This window comes from Nocardia sp. NPDC050717, from assembly GCF_040654275.1.
In the GTDB taxonomy this organism is placed as follows: domain Bacteria; phylum Actinomycetota; class Actinomycetes; order Mycobacteriales; family Mycobacteriaceae; genus Nocardia.
Genome location: NZ_JBFAHR010000001.1, coordinates 223011 through 242263 on the forward strand (window position 1 = coordinate 223011; position 19253 = coordinate 242263).

19 protein-coding genes are annotated in these 19253 nt (G+C 70.0%); 15 read left to right on the forward strand and 4 right to left on the reverse strand.

What is annotated here, in order from left to right; translation table 11 throughout:
- Window positions 1-87 precede the first annotated feature (87 nt).
- Window positions 88-693 (forward strand): TetR/AcrR family transcriptional regulator, encoded by a 606-nt coding sequence (locus tag AB0H56_RS01095; protein ID WP_357155985.1) that lies wholly within the window; start codon window positions 88-90, stop codon window positions 691-693.
- A gap of 60 nt (window positions 694-753) precedes the next feature.
- Here AB0H56_RS01095 and AB0H56_RS01100 read toward each other — a convergent pair whose 3' ends face one another.
- Window positions 754-1773 carry an alpha/beta hydrolase family protein gene (locus tag AB0H56_RS01100; RefSeq protein WP_233001019.1) on the reverse strand — a complete coding sequence of 340 codons (1020 nt, stop codon included), beginning with the start codon at window positions 1771-1773 and terminating at the stop codon, window positions 754-756.
- Window positions 1774-2013: 240 nt separating this feature from the next.
- Here AB0H56_RS01100 and AB0H56_RS01105 point away from each other — a divergent pair, with 240 nt between their 5' ends.
- The 4 genes from AB0H56_RS01105 (at window position 2014) to AB0H56_RS01120 (ending at window position 5564) form a co-directional block, all read left to right on the forward strand.
- A complete protein-coding gene (locus tag AB0H56_RS01105; protein WP_357155986.1) occupies window positions 2014-2808 on the forward strand; it encodes an ABC transporter ATP-binding protein in 795 nt (264 codons plus the stop codon).
- A gap of 64 nt (window positions 2809-2872) precedes the next feature.
- Entirely contained in the window at window positions 2873-3655 is a 783-nt protein-coding gene (locus AB0H56_RS01110; protein WP_357157780.1) for an ABC transporter permease subunit, read from the forward strand.
- Entirely contained in the window at window positions 3652-4440 is a 789-nt protein-coding gene (locus AB0H56_RS01115; RefSeq protein WP_357155987.1) for an ABC transporter permease subunit, read from the forward strand. The genes AB0H56_RS01110 and AB0H56_RS01115 overlap by 4 nt, the downstream gene beginning before the upstream one ends.
- A 53-nt stretch (window positions 4441-4493) precedes the next feature.
- Entirely contained in the window at window positions 4494-5564 is a 1071-nt protein-coding gene (locus AB0H56_RS01120; protein WP_357155988.1) for an ABC transporter substrate-binding protein, read from the forward strand.
- Here AB0H56_RS01120 and AB0H56_RS01125 read toward each other — a convergent pair.
- Both AB0H56_RS01125 and AB0H56_RS01130 read right to left on the reverse strand, forming a co-directional pair.
- Window positions 5561-6577, reverse strand: coding sequence for an XdhC family protein (locus AB0H56_RS01125; protein ID WP_357155989.1), 1017 nt, complete (start codon window positions 6575-6577; stop codon window positions 5561-5563). The genes AB0H56_RS01120 and AB0H56_RS01125 overlap by 4 nt on opposite strands.
- 14 nt (window positions 6578-6591) lie before the next feature.
- Entirely contained in the window at window positions 6592-7191 is a 600-nt protein-coding gene (locus AB0H56_RS01130; protein WP_357157783.1) for a nucleotidyltransferase family protein, read from the reverse strand.
- Between the two features lie 125 nt (window positions 7192-7316).
- Here AB0H56_RS01130 and uraD point away from each other — a divergent pair, with 125 nt between their 5' ends.
- The 5 genes from uraD to AB0H56_RS01155 all read left to right on the forward strand — a co-directional run bounded on the left by uraD (window position 7317) and on the right by AB0H56_RS01155 (window position 11397).
- Complete coding sequence (gene uraD / locus AB0H56_RS01135) at window positions 7317-7808, forward strand: 2-oxo-4-hydroxy-4-carboxy-5-ureidoimidazoline decarboxylase (protein ID WP_357155990.1); 492 nt, start codon at window positions 7317-7319, stop codon at window positions 7806-7808.
- A complete protein-coding gene (uraH, locus tag AB0H56_RS01140; RefSeq protein WP_357155991.1) occupies window positions 7805-8122 on the forward strand; it encodes a hydroxyisourate hydrolase in 318 nt (105 codons plus the stop codon). The genes uraD and uraH overlap by 4 nt, the downstream gene beginning before the upstream one ends.
- An 8-nt stretch (window positions 8123-8130) precedes the next feature.
- The gene (gene pucL / locus AB0H56_RS01145; RefSeq protein WP_357155992.1) at window positions 8131-9036 is read left to right on the forward strand and encodes a factor-independent urate hydroxylase; all 906 of its coding nucleotides are present in this window, start codon (window positions 8131-8133) and stop codon (window positions 9034-9036) included.
- Window positions 9024-10394 (forward strand): 8-oxoguanine deaminase, encoded by a 1371-nt coding sequence (locus AB0H56_RS01150; RefSeq protein ID WP_357155993.1) that lies wholly within the window; start codon window positions 9024-9026, stop codon window positions 10392-10394. The genes pucL and AB0H56_RS01150 overlap by 13 nt, the downstream gene beginning before the upstream one ends.
- Window positions 10395-10551: 157 nt before the next feature.
- On the forward strand, window positions 10552-11397 hold the full coding sequence (locus tag AB0H56_RS01155; protein ID WP_357155994.1) for an FAD binding domain-containing protein: 846 nt from the start codon (window positions 10552-10554) through the stop codon (window positions 11395-11397).
- A gap of 2 nt (window positions 11398-11399) precedes the next feature.
- Here AB0H56_RS01155 and AB0H56_RS01160 read toward each other — a convergent pair whose 3' ends face one another.
- Window positions 11400-11798, reverse strand: a complete 399-nt coding sequence (locus AB0H56_RS01160; protein ID WP_357155995.1) for a helix-turn-helix domain-containing protein — start codon at window positions 11796-11798, stop codon at window positions 11400-11402.
- A gap of 102 nt (window positions 11799-11900) precedes the next feature.
- On the opposite strand from AB0H56_RS01160, the gene AB0H56_RS01165 reads away from it, so the two are divergent.
- The 5 genes from AB0H56_RS01165 (at window position 11901) to puuE (ending at window position 19232) form a co-directional block, all read left to right on the forward strand.
- Entirely contained in the window at window positions 11901-12848 is a 948-nt protein-coding gene (locus AB0H56_RS01165; protein ID WP_357155996.1) for an NADP-dependent oxidoreductase, read from the forward strand.
- Complete coding sequence (locus AB0H56_RS01170; protein ID WP_357155998.1) at window positions 12845-15958, forward strand: molybdopterin cofactor-binding domain-containing protein; 3114 nt, start codon at window positions 12845-12847, stop codon at window positions 15956-15958. Before AB0H56_RS01165 ends, AB0H56_RS01170 begins: the two co-directional genes overlap by 4 nt.
- Complete coding sequence (locus tag AB0H56_RS01175; protein WP_357155999.1) at window positions 15955-17178, forward strand: aldolase; 1224 nt, start codon at window positions 15955-15957, stop codon at window positions 17176-17178. The genes AB0H56_RS01170 and AB0H56_RS01175 overlap by 4 nt, the downstream gene beginning before the upstream one ends.
- Window positions 17179-17307: 129 nt before the next feature.
- The gene (gene alc, locus AB0H56_RS01180; RefSeq protein WP_357156000.1) at window positions 17308-18282 is read left to right on the forward strand and encodes an allantoicase; all 975 of its coding nucleotides are present in this window, start codon (window positions 17308-17310) and stop codon (window positions 18280-18282) included.
- Window positions 18279-19232 carry an allantoinase PuuE gene (gene puuE / locus AB0H56_RS01185; protein ID WP_357156002.1) on the forward strand — a complete coding sequence of 318 codons (954 nt, stop codon included), beginning with the start codon at window positions 18279-18281 and terminating at the stop codon, window positions 19230-19232. Before alc ends, puuE begins: the two co-directional genes overlap by 4 nt.
- Window positions 19233-19253 lie beyond the last annotated feature (21 nt).

Here is a 19253-nt window from a genome sequence, read left to right on the forward strand (position 1 = left end):
TTCGCGCGCTAGCATGCACGGGTGGTTCGGCGTGCGCAAGAAACCGATAGTGGTCGAAATTATGGTGGATTATCGCGGCAGCAGCGCGTGGCGCTGCGGCGTAATCGTTTGACCGACGCCGCGCTGGAACTATTCGGTACCCAGGGTTATTCGGCGACGTCGATCGAGCGCTTGTGCGCGACGGCGAATGTGTCCACCCGCAGTTTCTACGAGGACGTCGGCAGCCGCGAGGCGCTGCTGATCGCCCTGGTCGACCGGTTGAACACCGCCGCGCTGCGCCGTGTCGACGAGGCGCTGGCCCGCACCAGCGAGGAGCCGCTGGTGGTGCGCGTGGTGGAGAGTTTCCGCGCGTTTCTCGCGGTGACCTGCCGTGATCGCCGTGCCGCCCGCGTGTTCTATGTCGAGGTGGTCGGGGTGAGTCCGGCTGTCGAGGAATGGCGGCGCGCGCAACGTCGCTCGGTGTCCGGACTTCTCACCAGGGAAGCGCAGCGCGCCGCCGAACGCGGCGAAGCCGAATCGCGCAGCGTGCATCTGTTCACGCTCGCGCTGATCGGCGCGGTGAATTCGCTGGCGCAGGAGATGGTGCACGCCACCGTGCCCGGCGACGCGATTTCGGTCGATGAGATCTGTGACGAGATCGCCTATTTCATCCGGTCCGGGCTCTCGGTCCGGCCGAGCGCACTGCCGGGTTGAGCCGACGAAAAACGGGAGGCATCCATTCGGATGCCTCCCGTTTTCGGGTTCAGGTGGGGATCAGATACCCATGCCCTGGGCCAGCAGCGGCCAGGACTCGTGCAGGGCCTGCTCCCAGTACGGCCAGTAGTGGGTGCCCATCGGGGTGAACTGGTAGGTCGCGGGGATGCCCAGCGAGTCCAGCTTGGCCTTCAGGTTCTGGCTGCACGCGTTGGTCGCGGCCTCGATGCCGACACCGAGACCGAGGTTGACCACGCCCATCGGGCCGGGCGAGCCGTTGAGGTAGTAGGCCACGTCGGCGTTGGTGGGCATACCGCTACCGCTGGAGATGTAGAGGTTGGTGCCGCGCAGCTTCTCCGCGTTGATGACCGGGTCGTTCTCGACCCACGCCGGGTCGTTGTCGGCACCGTACATGTTGGCGGTCTTGCCGCCCGCCCAGGTCTCGACCGAGAACTTCACGGCCTGCTTGCCCATCGGGTCGGCGATCTGCGCGCAACCGGAGTAGGCGGCGACGGACTTGAACAGGCCCGGCTTGGCCTCGGCCAGCTGCAGCACCGAGGTGCCGGAGGTGGACAGGCCGGCCAGCGAGTTCAGGCCGGTCGAGCCGAGGGTGGCGTCGAGCAGCGGCGGCAGCTCCTGGGTGAAGAAGGTGGTCCACTTGTTCAGGCCGAGGCGCGGGTCCTCCTGCTTCCAGTCGGTGTAGTAGCTACCGCGACCACCGATCGGCTGGATGACATTGACCTGCTTGTCGGCGAGGAAGCCGAGCGCGTTGGTCTGCGCGGCCCAGCTGGCGGAGCCTTCGCCCGCGTCCAGGCCGTTGAGCATGTAGAAGTTCGGTGCAGGCTTGGACTCGTCGACCGGACGCTGCACGTCGATCGTGATGTCCTTCTTCATCGCCGCCGAGTACACCTTCAGATGCCAGGTGCGTCCGTCCTTGACGACCGATGTCACCGACGAGGACTTCTCGGGTTCGGCCGAGGCGGCGCCGCCACCGGCGATCACCGCCACGGACATCGCGGCGGTCAGAGCCACGGCGGTGGTTCGCAGGGCGGCCACGGTACGTAGTGCAGAGAGCTTCATCGAACAGTCGGTTCCAGTCCACGGGCCCTGTCGGCCCCGTCATCGAGTTGTTTTCCTCCCGCGGCACGAGCGTGCTCGCGGCGCGGAGCTGTCAGATCCTGTCGACACTCTATGTCCTCTCGCGGTCCCGATTCGTTACCGACTCGAAATTGGGGGTGACCTCGAGCACTTAACGACGGCGCAATACAGCCTCCGATTTCGGAAATGCCGCCGCAACCAGCCGCTCTTATGGTGACGAGCATGGCTAAGGGAATCCCCGGCGGCGCGGTGGCCGGGATCGCGATCAGCGGGTTGAGCAAGTCCTTCCGGGTCGGCCGCGGCACCGTCGAGGCGCTCGGTTCGGTCGACCTGAGTACCGGTGCCGGGACGTTCCTGTCGCTGCTCGGACCGTCTGGCTGCGGCAAATCGACGGTGCTGCGGATTCTGGCCGGACTGGAGACGCCGACCTCGGGGACCGCGACGATCAACGGGCAGACGCCGGAGCAGATGCGCAGCGGTCATCAGCTCGGCATCGCCTTCCAGGATTCGGCGCTGCTGCCGTGGCGCAGCGTCGAGTCGAACATCCGGCTGCCGCTGCAGGTGGCCGGGCTGCCCGCCGCGCCGGACCGGATCGCTGAACTCATCGCGCTCGTCGGCCTCGAGGGGTTCGAGAAGGCCAAGCCCGCGCAGCTGTCCGGTGGCATGCGGCAGCGGGTGTCGATCGCGCGGGCGCTGGTGGTACAGCCGTCGGTGCTGCTACTCGACGAACCGTTCGGCGCGCTCGACGACATGACCCGTCAGCGCCTCAACCTGGAGCTGCTGCGGATCTGGACCGAGAAGCCCGCCACCACGCTGATGGTGACCCATGGCATCAGCGAGGCGGTGTTCCTCTCCGATGTCGTCGCGGTGATGAGCCCGCGGCCGGGCCGGGTGGTCGAACTGGTGGAGATCGATCTGCCGCGCCCGCGCACGCCCGAGCTGATGCGGACCCCGGAATTCCACAAATACTGCGACTACCTGTCGGAGCTGCTGTTCGGCCGGGGCGTGGCGGCATGAGCGAGCTCGGGTCGGAGCCGTGGTCATGAGTAGTCAGCAGGCGGTCCTGCGCAGGCCGAGCTCGATGGCCGCAGCGCCGCGCGGTGCCCTGCGGGCGCCGGGCGCGCGGATGTCGGGTGCGCTCGGAATCGTGACGCTGGTGGCACTGTGGTGGGCGCTGGCCGCGGCCGGGGTGGCGGGTGGCACGATCCCGTCGCCCTGGCTGGTGCTGTCGACCATGTGGTCGGACGGTTGGGCGCTCTACGGCCCGAATGTCGAGGTGACGGCGGCGGGTGCGCTCCAGGGATTCCTGTGGGGCAATGGCGTGGCGCTCGCGCTCGCGGCGCTGATCATGCTCGTTCCCCGGATCGAGCCGCTGGCGACCCAGCTGGCGATCCTCAGCTACTGCACTCCGCTGGTGGCGCTCGGCCCGATCATCCTGGTGGTGTTCGGCGGCCGGACGCCGACGGTGTTCCTGGCTGCCATGTACTGCTTCTTCACCACCATGGTCGGTGCGGTCGCGGGCCTGCGCTCGGCGGACCCGACGAGCCTGGACCTGATCCGGGTCTACGGCGGCGGGCGCTGGCAGCAGCTGTACCGGGTGCGGGCCATTGCGGCACTGCCGAACACCTTCGCCGCCTTGAAGATCGCCGCGCCGTCGGCGGTACTCGGCGCGATCATCGGCGAGTACCTCGGTGGTGTCGACAGCGGGATCGGGGTGGCACTGACCGCGGCCCAGACCTCCTACAACGTGCCGCGCACCTGGGGCATGGCGCTGGCCGCGGCCGCGCTGGCCGGGCTCGGCTATCTGCTGGTGGCGCTCGCCGCGCGCGTGCTCACCCCGTGGACCGCGAAGGAGACGCGATGACCGCGCTGCGCCGCATCGGCGGATTCCTCCTGCCGCTTGCCATCTCGCTGGCTCTGCTGGTCGGCATCTGGGCCCTGTTCCTGCGGGCCTTCCCGCAGATCGGGCCCAGGGTCGGCAAGACCCCGTCGGACGTCTGGCGGTACCTGGTGACCGCGCCCGCAGCGCCCGCCGCGCGGCAGGAGATATTCGACGATCTGACGATCACCCTGCGCGACGCCGCGGCCGGCTTCACCGTCGGCATGCTCGGCGCGCTCGTGGTCGCGATGGTCTTCGTGTTGTATTCGACTGTGCGCCAGACCTTCATGCCGGTGGCATTGTTACTGCGTTCGGTTCCGCTGGTGGCGCTGAGCCCCATCGTGGTGCTGGTGTTCGGCCGGGGCACGGCGGGCGTGACCGTGCTGACCGCGATCGTCGTCTTCTTCCCCGCCCTGGTGATCGTGATGACCGGCCTGCGGGAAGCGCCGAGTCAGGCAACGGAAGTGGTGGCCGTCTACGGCGGCACGCGCTGGACCGCGTTGCGGCTGGTCGCGATCCCGGCCGCGCTGCCCGCGGTGTTCACCGCCGCCCGCATCTCGGTGCCCGGCGCGCTGATCGGCGCCCTGCTCGGTGAATGGCTCGGCAGCGGAACCGGATTGGGCGCCAGCCTGGTGCGGGCGATCCCGCTGTTCCAGTACAACCGGCTGTGGGCATCGATCGTGGTCGTCACCGCGGTGTCGGTGCTGCTGTACGCGCTGGTCGGGGTGATCGAGAAACTGGTGCTCACCGGATTCGCGGCAACTGAATAGTCGCGGAACGTCACGGCAAAGAGAACGAAACGCGGCGTATCTACCGTCAGCGCATGAACAGTATCGACCGCCGTTCCTTTCTCCGATATTCCGCGCTGACCGGCGCCGCGCTCGGCGGGGCCGGGCTGCTCGCCGCCTGCGGCAGTGGTTCGGGGAGTTCCGCGAACGGTTCCAGCGCGGACGGCTCGAAATACGGCCGGGTCGCGGTGCAGTTGTCCTGGCTGAAGAACATCGAATTCGCGGGTGAGTACTTCGCGGATTCCCGCGGATATTTCCGGGACGCGGGATTCGGCTCCGTGGATCTCATCGCGGGTGGCGCGGCGAGTACCTCGGTGGAGGCCGGTCTCGACACCGGAAAGGTGTGGATCGGGCTGTCGGCACCGCAGACCACCGCGCCCGCGATCCTGGAGGGCCTGCCCGCCAAGATCGTCGGCGCCACCTTCCAGAAGAATCCCTTCGCCATCGTCTCCTCGGCCGGGAAACCGATCACCTCACCGGCGGAGATGAAGGGCCGCAGGATCGGGGTGCAGGACACCAATCAGCTGATCTTCAACGCCCTGCTCACCGCCAACGGCATGGCCCCCGGCGAGGTGACCGTCGTGCCCGCCCAGTACGACCCGACCCCGCTGGCCAACGGCGAGGTCGACGGCTGGGTCAGCTATGTCACCAACGAGCCGATCACACTGGCCGCCAAGGGTTTCGCGAACAGGCACTTCCTGTTCGCCGATTTCGGGCTGCCGCTGGTCGCCGAGACGCTGACCGTCACCCAGTCGACCATCGACAACGAGCGCGACAAGCTCAAGGCCTTCCTGGTCGCCGAGATCAAGGGATGGCGAGACGCGGTCGCCGATCCGGCCGAGTCGGCGCGGCTCGCCGTCGAGGTGTACGGCAAGGACCAGGGCCTCGAAGTCGCCGAGCAGACCGAGGAGGCGATCGCGCAGAACGGACTGGTGGTCTCGGCCGAGACCGGGGCCAACGGGCTGCTGTCGATGAGCGACGCGCTGATCGAGCAGAACATCGCCGCGCTGCGCACCGCGAAGATCGACATCACCGCCGAGCAGCTGTTCGACCTGTCGATCCTGCGCGAGGTCTATGCCGAGAACCCCGGCTTGATCAGCGGCTAGATGGCCATGCCGACCGTCGCGGCCCCGAAGTCGCGGCGGGCGGCCAGGCGCAGGCCCGCCCGCCAGGCCAGGAAGTCGGCGGTGACGAAGACCGCGGTCTCGGCGGGCGTGCGCGGGCCGGACTCGAGGCCCGCAGGCACGTGCAGGCGGGCCAGGGTCGGCTCGTCGAAGCCGCCGGCGCGCAGGTCGTCGAGGCGACGGGCCTGGTCGGCGGGGGAGCCGAGCGCGGCAAGGTAGCCCAGTTCCGGCAACCGCAGGGCGACGGTGAGCAGCGGGATCTCGAAGCGCGGCTCGTTGGCCAGCACCACGATGCCGGTGCTGCTGTCGATCTCGCCGGCGGCCGAGAGGGTGTTGAGGTAGCGGTGCGGCCAGTCGACGACGACCTCGGCGCCGGGGAACGAGCCCGGGTCGGCGAACTCGGGCCGCGAATCGCAGATGCTGACGCGGTAGCCGATCATCCTGGCCTGCGCGGCGAGGGTGGCGGCGTAGGCGTTCGCGCCGAAGATGATCAGCCGCGGCGGCGGGCAGTAGGAGGCGACGAAGAGATCGGATTCGGGCAGGGCGACGAGTTCGGTGGCGTGCTTGCGATCGGTGACCAGATGCTGACCGATCACATCCGGGTCCTGATTCCACACGACCGTGAATACGGTGACCCGGCGATGGGCCTGGATATCGGCGGCGATGGCCGGGAATTCGGGGAAATCGCGGCAGGAGAACGGCTCGACGAAGATATCGACGAGTTCGCCTTCGTCGGATCCCGATTCCATTCCGGTGATCAGGCTGTAGCGACGTAGTTGCCGGATCCCGGTTTGCGCGGCCTCCATGGCGGCCGCGTACACGGTCTCCTCGAGACGCCCCGACGCGATCGAGCCGAAGACTCCGCCGTTGGGGGTGACCAGCATCCCCGACCCGATCGGCAGCGCGTTCGTGCCGATGGTACGGACCACGGTGGCGAGGCCGCCGGTACGGCCCGAATGCCACACTCGCAGAAGGTCATCAACGATATCGCGCATATCTCAAACTCCGATCACCGTGCGCCGTCTTCCGGGAAATCGCGATCGGTCCCTGTCGCCAAGTCGGCGCACGTGACGCACACCATATCCTGTCTGCTGCCCAAATAGGAACCGGCACCTGAATCCCCACCGACAACAGCGAAAACCGCTTTCCAGTGCTTGTTCTCGATCACAACGGGGTGCCCAGGTGTGTCGAGAAACACAGCACGTGCCAGTCCGCTCTCGCTCGTGACGGCCGCGTCGAGCACGCGGATGACGACCTCGGCGCCGATATCGGGAACGTCGACGGGCAGGAACGCCACATAGCGGGTGTCCGCCTCGGCGGCCGCGCGCAGCCCTTCGCGCACCGTCGCGGACAGGCCCGTCGCCCAGTCGGCGACCCAGCGCCACCGCGTGCCCGGCGGCAGCGCCACCGTCGCGGGATCGGGGCCCGTCGCGCCGAGCAGCGCGATCACCGGGTCGCATCCGCCGTCGCGCAGGGCGGTGACGGCCGCCCGCAGCCAGGCGCCGTCCGCGGCGAGTGCCTTGGGTTTGCCGAACCGTGTCCCAGCGCCCGCCGCCAGCACGATGCCCGTGCACGAGGCACGCGCGGGCGGTGGTGTGCGCGGGGACATGTTCGCGACGCTAATCAGCCCATGTTGCCGGTCGATTACGGCCGGGGAGCGCGAGGGCGACGACACGCCGACGTGACCGACCACACACGCTGGCGGGGCCCCCGAGATGGGGCGATGCTGGATCGATGACGAGCGAAGCGATCGGGCTCGCGGGTTTCAACGAGCTGCCCGCCGAGGCCGCGGAGGCGGCATTGCTTTCCTGTTGCTCGGCGCCACGCTGGGCGCGGGCGGTCGCCGCCGCGCGTCCCTACGCGAGTGCGGACGCCCTGCTGGTCGCCGCCGACGCGGCGCTGGCGGCGCTCGCCGAGGCCGAGATCGACGAGGCGCTGGCCGGGCACCCCCGGATCGGGGACCGGCCGACCTCGGCGGCATCGGCGCGCGAGCAGTCCGGGGTTTCCGGCGCCGCGGTGTTTGCCGCGCTGGCCGAGGGCAATCGCGCCTACGAGGCGAAGTTCGGCCATCTGTACCTGGTCTGCGCGGCGGGGCGAACCGGCGAGGAGTTGCTCGCCGTCCTGCGCGCGCGGCTGGACAACGATCCGACGACCGAGAGGCAGGTCATGCGTACCGAACTGGCGAAGATCAACCGTCTGCGGCTCACCCGGCTGGTGACATCGTGACCAGCCTGAGCACGCACGTCCTCGACGCGGTGCGCGGTGTGCCCGCCGCCGGCGTCGCCGTCTGGCTCACGCGCGGCGACCAGCGGCTCACCGAGGCGCTCACCGACGCCGACGGCCGGGTGAAAGAACTCGCCGCGGGCCTGAATCCCGGTGACTACCGCCTGTTCTTCGACACCGGCGGCTATTTCGCCGCCCAGGGTGTGGAGACCTTCTATCCCGAAATCTGCGTGACGTTCACGGTGGGTGCGCAGCCGCATCTGCATGTGCCGCTGCTGTTGTCGCCGTTCGCCTATTCCACCTACCGAGGAAGCTGAGGACACCGATGGCATTGAGTGGCCCGATCGTGTTGACCGACAATCGCTATGGCAAGGCCGAGAACCGGGTCGTGCGCTTCCACAAGGAGAGCGCGCGGCACGAGATCCGTGATGTGAATGTCTCCACCACGCTGCGTGGGGATTTCGCGGCGGCCTATACCGAGGGTGATCAGCGTCACGTGCTGCCCACCGATACGCAGAAGAACACGGCGTTCGCGTTCGCGAAGCAGCCGGGGCTCGACACCGTCGAGGAGTACGCGATCGCGCTGGCCGCCCATTTCGTCGACACCGTCGAGCCGGTGTCGAGCGCGCGTATCGACGTGGAGTCGTTCGGCTGGCAGCGGGTCTCGATCAACGGCTCCGAGCACGACCACACGTGGAAACGGCAGGGTCCCGAGGTACGCACGGCCGCGGTGACCGTGGCGGGGGCGGGGGCGGATCGGCGGACCTGGGTGCTCGGCGGGATCAAGGATCTCGTCGTCCTCAAGTCCACCGGTTCCGAATTCGCCGACTTCCTCACCGACGGCTACACGACGCTCGCGCCGACGCGCGATCGCGTGCTGGCGACGGAACTCGACGTGCGGTGGCGCTTCGCCGAGATCGCCGGCGTCGACTGGGACGCGGTGTACGCCGGCATCGAGGCCACCTTGCTCGAGCTGTTCGCCACCACCTATTCCAAGGCATTGCAGCAGACCCTGTATGCCATGGGAACCGCTGTGCTGGAACGCTTCCCGATGCTCGCTGAGATCCGGCTGACGGCGCCGAACAAGCATCATTTCGACTACGACCTGGCCAGATTCGGGGTGGAGAACGCCGGTGAGGTGTTCTGGGCGGCCGATCGCCCCTACGGTTCCATCCACGCGACGCTGCAGCGCGCGGACGCGCCGGAGGCGGGACTGGCATGGCTGCCGTGAGCGCGCCGGATCTGGTGATCGACGGGTGCGCGGTCGTGACCGTCGACGGTGCGGGAACCGAACACCGCACCGGCTGGGTCTCGGTGCGGGGCAACAGGATCGACGCGCTCGGCGCGGGCAGGGCGCCCGACTTCGGGCCGGGGGTTCGGCGGATCGACGGACGCGGCTGTCTGCTCACGCCGGGCCTGGTGAACACCCACCACCACCTCTATCAGTGGATCACCCGGGGGCTCGCCGCGGACAACACGCTGTTCGAGTGGTTGCGGAAGCTGTACCCGGTGTGGGCGCGGATCGACGAGAAGTCGGTGCGGGTGGCAGCGACCGGGGCGCTGGTCTCGCTGGCCCGCACCGGCTGCACGACCTCGTCGGATCATCACTACGTCTTTCCGCGCGGTGGCGGCGACCTGCTGGCCGCCGAGATCGGCGCGGCGGCGACGGTGGGGCTGCGGTTCCATCCGGCGCGCGGATCGATGGATCTGGGCCAGAGCCAGGGTGGGCTGCCGCCCGACGAGGTGGTCGAGTCGATCGACGACATCCTCGCCGCGAGCGCCGCCGCGATCGAGCAGTGGCACGATCCCTCGTTCGACGCGATGGTGCGGATCGCCCTCGCGCCGTGCTCGCCGTTCTCGGTGACCGGCGATCTGATGCGCGAATCCGCGGCGCTCGCCAGGTCGGCGGGGGTGCGGCTGCACACCCATCTGGCCGAGACCGTCGACGAGGCGGAGTTCTGCCAGGACAAGTTCGGCTGCACTCCCGCGGAGTACATGGAGCGGCTGGGCTGGCTGGGCGACGACGTCTGGTTCGCCCACGCCGTGCACCTCGACGATCCCGCGATCGCCGCCATGGCCCGCACCGGGACCGGCGTCGCGCACTGCCCGACCTCGAACGGCAGGCTGGGCGCCGGAATCGCGCGGACCGCGGACCTGGTGGCGGCCGGGGTGCCGGTCGGCCTCGGCGTCGACGGCGCCGCGAGCAACGAGTCCAGTTCGATGATCGAGGAGCCGCGCAACGCCCTGCTCTACGCCAGGGCCGCCGGCGGGCCGCGCGCGATGACCGTGCGGACCGCGCTGGAGCTGGCCACCATGGGCGGCGCGCGGGTCCTCGGCCGGGAGTCCGAGATCGGCTCGATCGAGCCGGGCAAGCTGGCCGACCTCGCCCTGTGGCGGCTCGACACCCCCGCGCACGCCGGAATCGACGACCCGGTGGTCGCCCTGATCCTCGGCTCGGCGCCGCCACTGGCCGCGCTGCTGGTGAACGGGCGTGAAGTGGTGCGTGACGGGGTGCTGACGACCGTCGACGAGGAATCCGTCGGTGCCGAGGTGGCCCAGGCGCAGGCCGCGCTGCTCGCGGGTGGGTGACGTTGTCCGTGGGCGCCCTGAGCTGCGGCGATGGCGCGATCGGCGCACACTGGATGGCGTACACCGGGTTAACCGCCCCGCAATCCGCGGCGGGTGTCGCGCAACATCGTGGCAACTCACGGCCCCTACTGTGGCTGGTGAGGTAAGCGAGGTGAACATGGATCTCGAGACAGTCCGGGAGGTGGTTCTCGCCCGCGACCGCGCCGATCTGGCGCAGCTCGACGCGGGCGGCGCCGTCCTGGCGGGCGGGACCTTCCTGTTCTCCGAACCGCACGACCACCTCGACCGCCTGATCGACATCACGACCCTCGGCTGGGCGCCACTGCGCGCACACGCCGACGGTCTCGAGATCGCCGCGACCTGCACCCTCGCCGAACTGGCCGGTGCCGCGCCCGGCCGTGAACTCGGCGCGGCGGTCCTGCGCCCGGAGTGGCCGGGCACCGCGCTGTTCGCGCAGGCCTGCCGGGCGTTGCTGGCCTCGCACAAGATCTGGCGCACCGCGACCGTCGGCGGAAACGTGTGCCTGTCGCTGCCCGCGGGCGCGGTCCTCGGCGCGCTCGTCGCCATGGACGCCACGGTCGTGATCTGGCCACGCGGTGGTGGTGAGCGACGAATCTCCCTGCGCGACTTCGTCACCGGACCCGGCGAGAACATTCTCGCCACCGGCGCGGTGGTCCGCTCGTTCCTGGTTCCCACGGCGAGCCTGCTGGCGCGCACCAGCTTCCGCAAGATCGCCCTGGCCCCCCTCGGCCGTTCCGGCGCGGTGGTGATGGGCCGTCGCACCGCCGACGGACGCTGCGCGATCACCGTGACAGCGGCGACCACCCGCCCCGTCGTGCTCGAATTCGACACCGTACCAACGCCGTTCGAGGTCGCCGCCGCGCTGGCCGATCTCGAGCCGGAACTGTGGTTCGACGACCCGCACGGCGCACCCGACTGGCGCGCGCACGTGACCGGACTGCTCGCCGCCGAGGTGGCGGCCGAACTCGGGGAGGCGGCGTGAACTCAGGCCTGCGCGTCGTAGGCGGCGCGAGCGCTCAGCACCTGGCCCATGTGCTGTTCGGCCCAGCTCTTGATGGCACACATCACCGGCAGCAGTTCCTCGCCCAGCGGGGTCAGCCGGTACTCGACGCGGACCGGGACCTCGGGCAGCACGGTGCGGGTGACCAGTCCGTCGCGTTCGAGATTGCGCAGGGTCTGGGTGAGCATCTTCTGGCTCACGCCGGGCAGCCGCTGGTTGAGCTCGCTGTAACGCAGCGGACCGTCGGCGAGCGCGTTGATCGCCAAGCTCACCCACTTGTCGCCGATGCGGTCGAGCAGTTGCCGTGCCGGGCATTCGGCCAGGTATGCGTTGTAGGCCGCGCCCGCCTCGGCGCGGCGCTCGGCGGCGGTGCGTGTGCTCATCGCTCTCCCTTGCGTGCGGTACGCACTTCACGGTGCGTACTTCCCGATAGAGAGTAGCTCTCCCTAGGTTCGGAAATACCTACGGAAGAGAGAGAAAGCATCATGCGCGCAGTGGTCGTCCACACCTTCGGCGGACCGGAAGCACTCGAGCTCGTCGACGTCGCCGTGCCCGCGCCGGGACCGGGGCAGGTCAGGATCCGGGTGTCGGCGGCGGCGGTGAACCCCGTCGACGCGGTGACCAGGACGGGCGCGCTGGTCGAGGCCGGGCTGATGGCGCCGCGCGCGGTGACCGGGATCGGCTGGGACGTGGCCGGTGAGATCGACGAGCTCGGCGCCGGAGTCGATCGATTCGCGGTGGGGCAGCGGGTGATCGGGCTGCGTGATCTGCTGGACCGGTCGCTCGGCAGCTACGCCGACTATCTGGTGCTCGACGCGTCGGCGGTGGCGCCGGCACCCGCCGGACGTACCGCCGTGGAAGCCGCGACCCTGCCGCTGAACGGGCTCACCGCGATGCAGGCGCTCGACCAGCTCGCGCTCGCCGAGGGCGACACCCTGCTGGTGACCGGCGCGGCGGGGGCGGTCGGCGGGTTCGCGGTCGAGATCGGCGCGCGGTGGCGTGGCCTGCGGGTGATCGCGCAGGCGGGTGCGGCCGATGCCGATCTCGTGCGGGCGCTCGGCGCCGAACGGGTGGTGCCGCGCGATGTCGTCGACCTGGCAGATGCCGTGCGCGCCATGGTGCCGGGTGGCGTCGACGCCGTGCTCGACACCGCCGGGCTCGGCGCCGGGGCGCTGGCGGCCGTGCGCAATCGGGGATCGTTCGTCACCGTCGTCGGCGGGACCGACCCGATCCCGTTGCGCGGCATCCGTGTTCACCACACCTGGATCAGCGCCGACGGCGACGCCCTCGCCACCCTCGCCGGCTACGACCTGACCCTGCGGGTGGCGGGCACCCTGCCCATCGAGCAGGCCGCCACGGCCCACACCCGGCTCGCCCGGGGTGGCCTGCGCGGACGGCTCGTCCTCACCACGGCCCCGGGAGGTGGTTCATGAGGCTCGTCGTCGACGGCCGCGCGGTCGAGGTGACCGCCCGCCCCGGACAGTGCCTGCGCACGCTGCTGCGGGAAGCGGGTGAGCTCGCGGTCAAGAAGGGCTGTGACTCCGGTGATTGCGGCGCCTGCTCGGTCCTGCTAGACGGTGCGCCGGTCCACTCCTGCCTGATCCCCGCCCACCGCGCCGACGGACACGCGGTGACGACCGCGGCCGGGCTCGGCGACGCGGACGGCCCGAACCCGGTGCAGCGAGGTTTCCTCGAACACGCGGGTTTCCAATGTGGTTTCTGCACAGCGGGAATGGTCGTCACCACGTCCGGGCTGGTGGCGGCGCGCACCGCCGAGGGCGGGGACGGCCGGCGGGCGCAGGCCGTCGCCGACGGGGAACTCGCCGAGCTGCTGAAGGGAAACCTCTGCCGCTGCACCGGCTACCGAGCCATCACCGATTCCTGTGCATCCCTGTGGACAACTCCTACCGCCACGAATGCCGATCCCCGGTCGGCGACAATCCCCGTGCCCGGTGACACGAACCCGCCTCGGCGGTGTTCAGGCTCGGTGAACACGGCATGCGGTTCGGCGGCGGACGACGCAGGCGACCGGCGAGGTCAGGCCGAATCGGTCCACGGCGGCGGGGAGGCCGCGGAGAAGCGGCGCCCGGCGAGCGCAGCCGCTTCCGGTGAGCCCGTCGACAGGCGCACGATTGCGGAAGGGCCGGGGGCCCAGTCGTATTCCGAGGGCGAACCCGAGCGGACGACAGTGTCGGTCGGCGACGGTCCCGCGGTGGGGGAGACGGCGCTGGCGACTGTCGCGGCGCGGGTCGCGCGGGACTACGGAATCGGGCAGGTAGGCGACGGTGTGCGTGCGCCCGCCGGTCCGCGGATCGTGCGCGGAGCCGAGCCGTTCACGCTCGATGTGGTGCCCGGTGCCGGTGCGCAGGAACCGCCGGTCGCGCCGTGGCACCTGGCCGTGCTCACCAGCCCGCATCCGCACGCGCGCATCGTGTCCATCGATACCGCTGCGGCACAGGCCGTTCCGGGCGTGCGGGCCGTCTTCACGCACGCCGACGTACCCACCACGGCCTTCTCGACCGCGCGCCACGAGCTGCGGGACGACGATCCGGACGACACCTTCGTCCTCGATCGAACGGTCCGTTTCGCCGGGCAGCGCGTGGCCGCCGTCGTGGGCGACTCCCTCACCGCCGCCCGGGCCGGTGTGCGTGCGCTGCGGATCGAATACCAGGTGCTTCCCGCTGTTTTCGAGCCGGCGGAGGCGCTCGCCGACAGCGCCCCCAAGCTGCACGCCGACAAGCGAACAGCCCGGATCGCCGATCCGGACCGCAACCTCGTCGCCGAGATCCACGGCGGTGTCGGCGAGTTCGACGCGGCGGTCGCGCAATCGGCCGAAGTGGTGCGCGGCGTGTGGCATTCGCCGCGCGTGCAGCACGTCCATCTGGAAACCCACGGCGGCGTCGGCTGGCTCGACGACGCGGGCAGGCTCGTCATCCGGTCGAGCACCCAGGTGCCGTTCCTCGTGCGCGACGAACTGTGTCACGTCTTCGGGCTGGCGCGCGAGCGGGTGCGGGTGTTCGCGACCAGGGTGGGCGGCGGCTTCGGCGCGAAGCAGGAGATGCTGGCCGAGGACCTGATCGCGCTGGCGGTGCTGCGGACCGGGCATCCGGTGCAGTACGAATTCACCCGCACCGACGAGTTCACCTCGGCGACCTGCCGTCACCCGATGCGGGTCGAGGTGACCGCGGCCGCCGACGCGTCGGGTGTACTGACCGCGCTCGGCGTCGACGTGCTCGCCGACGCCGGGGCCTACGGCAATCACAGCGCGGGTGTGCTGTTCCATGCCGTCGGCGAATCGGTGGCTGTCTACCGCTGTGCGAACAAGCGCGTCGACGCGAAAGCGGTGTACACCAACAACGTTCCGTCCGGCGCCTTCCGCGGGTACGGGCTCGGCCAGGTGATCTTCGGCGTCGAATCCGCCATCGACGAATTGGCCCGCAGGCTCGGCATCGATCCGTTCGAGTTCCGCCGCCGCAATGTCGTGGTGCCCGGCGACCGGTTCACCGGCGCCGAGGTCGACGAGAGCGACCTGACCTTCGGCAGCTACGGCCTCGACCAGTGCCTCGACACCGCGCAGCGGGCCCTGCGCCGCGGCAACGGCGCAGGCGCGCCCGGTCCGGATTGGCGGGTCGGCGAGGGCATGGCCGTCGCGATGATCGCCACCGTCCCGCCGCGCGGTCATCATGCCGACGCCACCGCCGCCCTCTGCGCGGACGGCAGCTACGAAATCGGTGTCGGTACAGCGGAATTCGGCAACGGCACCACCACAGTGCACGCGCAGCTGGCGGCGACCGCGCTCGCCACGACCGCGGGCCGGATCCGGATCCGGCAGTCCGACACCGACGTCGTCGGCCACGACACCGGCGCCTTCGGCTCCACCGGCACCATGGTCGCGGGCAAGGCCACCTACGCGGCCGCGCTGGAACTGCACGCCATGCTGCTGGCCAGGGCGGCCAAGGTCTCCGGTCATCCCGAACGCGACTGCGTGCTGGAGGACGCGGGCGTGCGCTGCGGCACCGCGCTGGTCACGCCGGCGCAGCTGCTCGCCGACGGTGAACTCCGCGCGCACGGCACCCACGCGGGCACCCCGAGATCGGTGAGCTTCAATGTGCACGCCTTCCGGGTCGCGGTGCGGCCGAGCACCGGCGAGGTGCGGGTGCTGCAGTCGATCCAGGTGGCCGACGCGGGCACCGTCGTGAACCCGGTGCAGCTGCGTGGCCAGGTGGAAGGCGGCGTCGCCCAGGCCATCGGCACCGCGCTCTATGAAGACATGCGCACCGAGCAGGGTGTGGTGACCACCAGGACCCTGCGCCACTATCACATCCCGCAGGTCGCGGATCTGCCCCGCACCGAGGTCTATTTCGCCGAAACCACTGACGAGTTGGGCCCGCTGGGTGCCAAATCGATGAGTGAGTCCCCGTACAACCCGGTGGCACCGGCACTGGCGAACGCGATCCGCGACGCCGTCGGCGCCCGACCGGACCGATTGCCGATGACCGCCGATCGCGTGTGGCGGCTCATCCAGGAAGGAACCGCCGGGTGAACGCCCATCTTCCCGCGCACATCCACGCCCGCATCGACGCCGTGCTCGACGCTGTCGACGCCGAACTGCGGACGCGCTATCCGGGCGCGGGCGAGCGGGTACAGCCCGTGCACACCGCCTACGTGGCCGCCGACCGCGCCACCGCCGCCACCCCCACCGACTGGGGCGCCGCCGCCCTCGACCTGCTCGACCGGCACGCCGAGTTCCTCGCCGGACTCGACGCGACCGGCAGCATGACCGCGGTCCGGCGCAGGCTCACCGAGCAGCCGATCCAGGACCTGCGCATCGACTTCGAGGACGGCTACGGCTTCCGTGCCGACGACGAGGAAGACGCGGCGGCCATCGCGGCGGGCAAGGTGCTGGCGGGCTGGGCCGGGCAATCGGGCGCGCCGTCCTCGTTCGGCATCCGCACCAAGGGGCTCGCGGCGAACGAGCGCAGGCGTGCCCTGCGCACGCTCGATCTCGTGCTCGACGCGGCGGGCGGCGTCCCGGACGGTTTCGTCTTTACCGTGCCGAAGATCCGTGCGGCTCAACAGGTCTCAGCGATCGTCGACCTGTGCTCCGGGTTGGAGAGCGGATACGGCCTGCCCGACCGGACCCTGCGCTTCGAACTGCAGATCGAGAGCCCGCAGGCGATCATCGCGCCCGACGGCACGGCGCCGATCGCGCGCATGATCCAGCTCGCCGACGGACGTTGCAGCGCACTGCATTTCGGCACCTACGACTACACGGCGGCCTGCGGTATCGCGGCCACCGATCAGGCGCTGGACCACCCGGCGGCCGATCACGCCAAGGCGGTCATGCAGGTCGCCGCCGCCCAGACCGGTGTGTGGATCTGCGACGGCTCCACCCAGATCGTCCCCGACGTCGACCCCGAGGCCGCGTTCGCCAACCATCATCGCCTGGTGGCGCGGGCCCTGCGCCGCGGCTACTACCAGGGCTGGGACATGCACCCAGGCCACCTGATCACTCGCTGGCTGGCGACCTACGACTTCTTCCGCACCGCCACCGACGTCGCGGTCCCGCGGCTGCTGGCGTATCTGGACCGGCGCTCCGGCGGTATGGTCGACGAACCGGCCACCGCCGAAGCGCTCGCCACCACCGTGCTGCGCGGGCTGCGCTGCGGCGCCGTCACCGCGGACGAACTCGCCACCGAACTCGATGTTCCCGTGCTCGAGGCGCTGGCCGCGCGCAAGCCCATGCCGTCGGACGCGCGATGACCCACCGGGGTGTGCCGGGACACCGGCAAGCCAATGCCATGCGGCTCGGTCGATGTCGCCCGCGGCAGACCGCAGCACAACCCCATGGCGGGGCGAGTACCCGCAGCACCTGAGGCATAGGAGACAACGGTGACCACACACCGCGGCGGCGACGATTTCACGCTGCTCCCCGATCTGGCCGTCCGATCGCTCGGCGGCTCGGTGATCTGGGCGAACGACGAGTTCTTCGCCGAGAAGGAGAACCTGATCAAGCCCGGTCCGTCCGAGTATCAGCCCTCGACCTTCGGGCACAAGGGCCAGGTCTACGACGGCTGGGAGACGCACAGACATCGCGGCAGGCCCGGCGACGACAGCGCCGTCGTGCGGCTCGGCGTGCCCGGCGTGATCAGGGGCGTGGTCGTGGACACGGCCTGGTTCAAGGGCAACTATCCGCCCGAGGTGTCGGTGGCTGCGCTGGCCGTCGAGGGCTACCCACCCGCCGAGGAGATCGTCGCGCGCACCGATTGGGTCACCCTGCTCGACCGGGTGAAGGTCGGCGGCGACAGCCGCAACCCCTTCGTCGTCGACGACGAGAACCGCTGGACCCACGTGAAACTCACCATGCACCCCGACGGTGGCGTCGCCCGGCTGCGGGTGCACGGCGAGGGCCGCCCCGACCCCGCCCTGCTCGGCCTCGGACCGCTCGACCTGGCCGCGCTGGAGAACGGCGCCCTCGTGCTCGACTGCTCCAACCGCTTCTACAGCTCACCCAATCAGCTGCTTTACCCCGGCCTGGCCAGGGTGATGGGTGACGGCTGGGAGACCGCGCGCCGCCGTGACGACGGAAACGATTGGGTCCGTATCAAATTGGCAGGTCCCGGCTCGATCCGGCTGGCTGAGATCGACACCTCCTGCTTCCTCGGCAACAGCCCCGGCGCCGCCTCGCTCACCGGATTCACCAGCGACGGAACCGAAGTCGAACTCCTGCCGCGCACCGATCTGCTGCCCGACACGAGGCATCGTTTCCCCCTTAACCCTGCCGCCGCTGCGGTCGAAGAGGTTCGTCTCGACATCTATCCCGACGGTGGCCTGGCCCGCCTGCGCCTCTATGGGGAGCTGCGGTGAAAGGCGCAGCACACGGCGATTCGGTGGGCGGTCGGGCGCCGGACGCGCGCGAGCTTCGCGACTTCGTCGGGTACGGACCGAACCCCCCGGACCCGCGGTGGCCCGGCAGCGCGCGCATCGCCGTGCAGTTCGTGCTGAATTACGAAGAGGGCGGGGAGAACAACGTCCTGGACGGGTCACCGCACTCTGAGACGTTCCTGTCCGAGATCACCCCCGCCGAGGCGTTCCCGAACCGGCACATGAGCATGGAATCGCTCTACGAGTACGGTTCCCGCGCCGGGCTGTGGCGGGTGCTGCGCGCCTTCGAACGCCGCGATCTGCCGCTCACCATCTTCGCGGTCGCCAGGGCGATGCAGCGCAATCCCGAAGCGGTGGCGGCCTTTTCCGAACTCGGCCACGAGATCGCCAGTCACGGGCTGCAATGGAAGTCGTATCAGCTCGTCGACCGCGAGACCGAAAGCGCCGACATGGCCGAGGCGGTCCGCGTCCTCACCGAGCTCACCGGCACCGCACCGCTGGGCTGGTACACCGGCCGCGACTCACCGAACACCCGCGAACTGGTCGTCGAGCACGGCGGTTTCGTCTACGACTCCGATTCCTACGCCGACGACCTGCCGTACTGGACCGAGGTACACGGCCAGAACCACCTGGTCGTGCCCTACACCCTCGACACCAACGACATGCGCTTCGCCTCGCCCGCAGGCTTCCCCAGCGGCGAACAGTTCTTCGCCCACCTCCGCGACGCCTTCGACGTCCTGTACCGCGAAGGCGCCGAAGGCAATCCGAAGATGCTCTCCATCGGCCTGCACTGCCGCCTCGCCGGCCGCCCCGCCCGCACCGCCGCCCTGGAACGCTTCCTCGACCACGTCCAAACCCACGAGGGCGTCTGGATCACCCGCCGCATCGACATCGCCGAACACTGGCGAAAAATGCACCCACCCCAGGTCTGACCCCCGACCGGCCGCGCACCC

What these genes read in the sequence shown, in the direction of transcription:
- AB0H56_RS01100 (WP_233001019.1), bottom strand. Translation starts at nt 1,773, where the DNA reads ATGAAGCTCTCTGCACTACGTACCGTGGCCGCCCTGCGAACCACCGCC.
- AB0H56_RS01105 (WP_357155986.1), top strand. Translation starts at nt 2,014, where the DNA reads ATGGCTAAGGGAATCCCCGGCGGCGCGGTGGCCGGGATCGCGATCAGC.
- AB0H56_RS01110 (WP_357157780.1), top strand. Translation starts at nt 2,873, where the DNA reads ATGGCCGCAGCGCCGCGCGGTGCCCTGCGGGCGCCGGGCGCGCGGATG.
- AB0H56_RS01115 (WP_357155987.1), top strand. Translation starts at nt 3,652, where the DNA reads ATGACCGCGCTGCGCCGCATCGGCGGATTCCTCCTGCCGCTTGCCATC.
- AB0H56_RS01120 (WP_357155988.1), top strand. Translation starts at nt 4,494, where the DNA reads ATGAACAGTATCGACCGCCGTTCCTTTCTCCGATATTCCGCGCTGACC.
- AB0H56_RS01125 (WP_357155989.1), bottom strand. Translation starts at nt 6,577, where the DNA reads ATGCGCGATATCGTTGATGACCTTCTGCGAGTGTGGCATTCGGGCCGT.
- AB0H56_RS01130 (WP_357157783.1), bottom strand. Translation starts at nt 7,191, where the DNA reads ATGTCCCCGCGCACACCACCGCCCGCGCGTGCCTCGTGCACGGGCATC.
- uraD (WP_357155990.1), top strand. Translation starts at nt 7,317, where the DNA reads ATGACGAGCGAAGCGATCGGGCTCGCGGGTTTCAACGAGCTGCCCGCC.
- pucL (WP_357155992.1), top strand. Translation starts at nt 8,131, where the DNA reads ATGGCATTGAGTGGCCCGATCGTGTTGACCGACAATCGCTATGGCAAG.
- AB0H56_RS01150 (WP_357155993.1), top strand. Translation starts at nt 9,024, where the DNA reads ATGGCTGCCGTGAGCGCGCCGGATCTGGTGATCGACGGGTGCGCGGTC.
- AB0H56_RS01155 (WP_357155994.1), top strand. Translation starts at nt 10,552, where the DNA reads ATGGATCTCGAGACAGTCCGGGAGGTGGTTCTCGCCCGCGACCGCGCC.
- AB0H56_RS01160 (WP_357155995.1), bottom strand. Translation starts at nt 11,798, where the DNA reads ATGAGCACACGCACCGCCGCCGAGCGCCGCGCCGAGGCGGGCGCGGCC.
- AB0H56_RS01165 (WP_357155996.1), top strand. Translation starts at nt 11,901, where the DNA reads ATGCGCGCAGTGGTCGTCCACACCTTCGGCGGACCGGAAGCACTCGAG.
- AB0H56_RS01170 (WP_357155998.1), top strand. Translation starts at nt 12,845, where the DNA reads ATGAGGCTCGTCGTCGACGGCCGCGCGGTCGAGGTGACCGCCCGCCCC.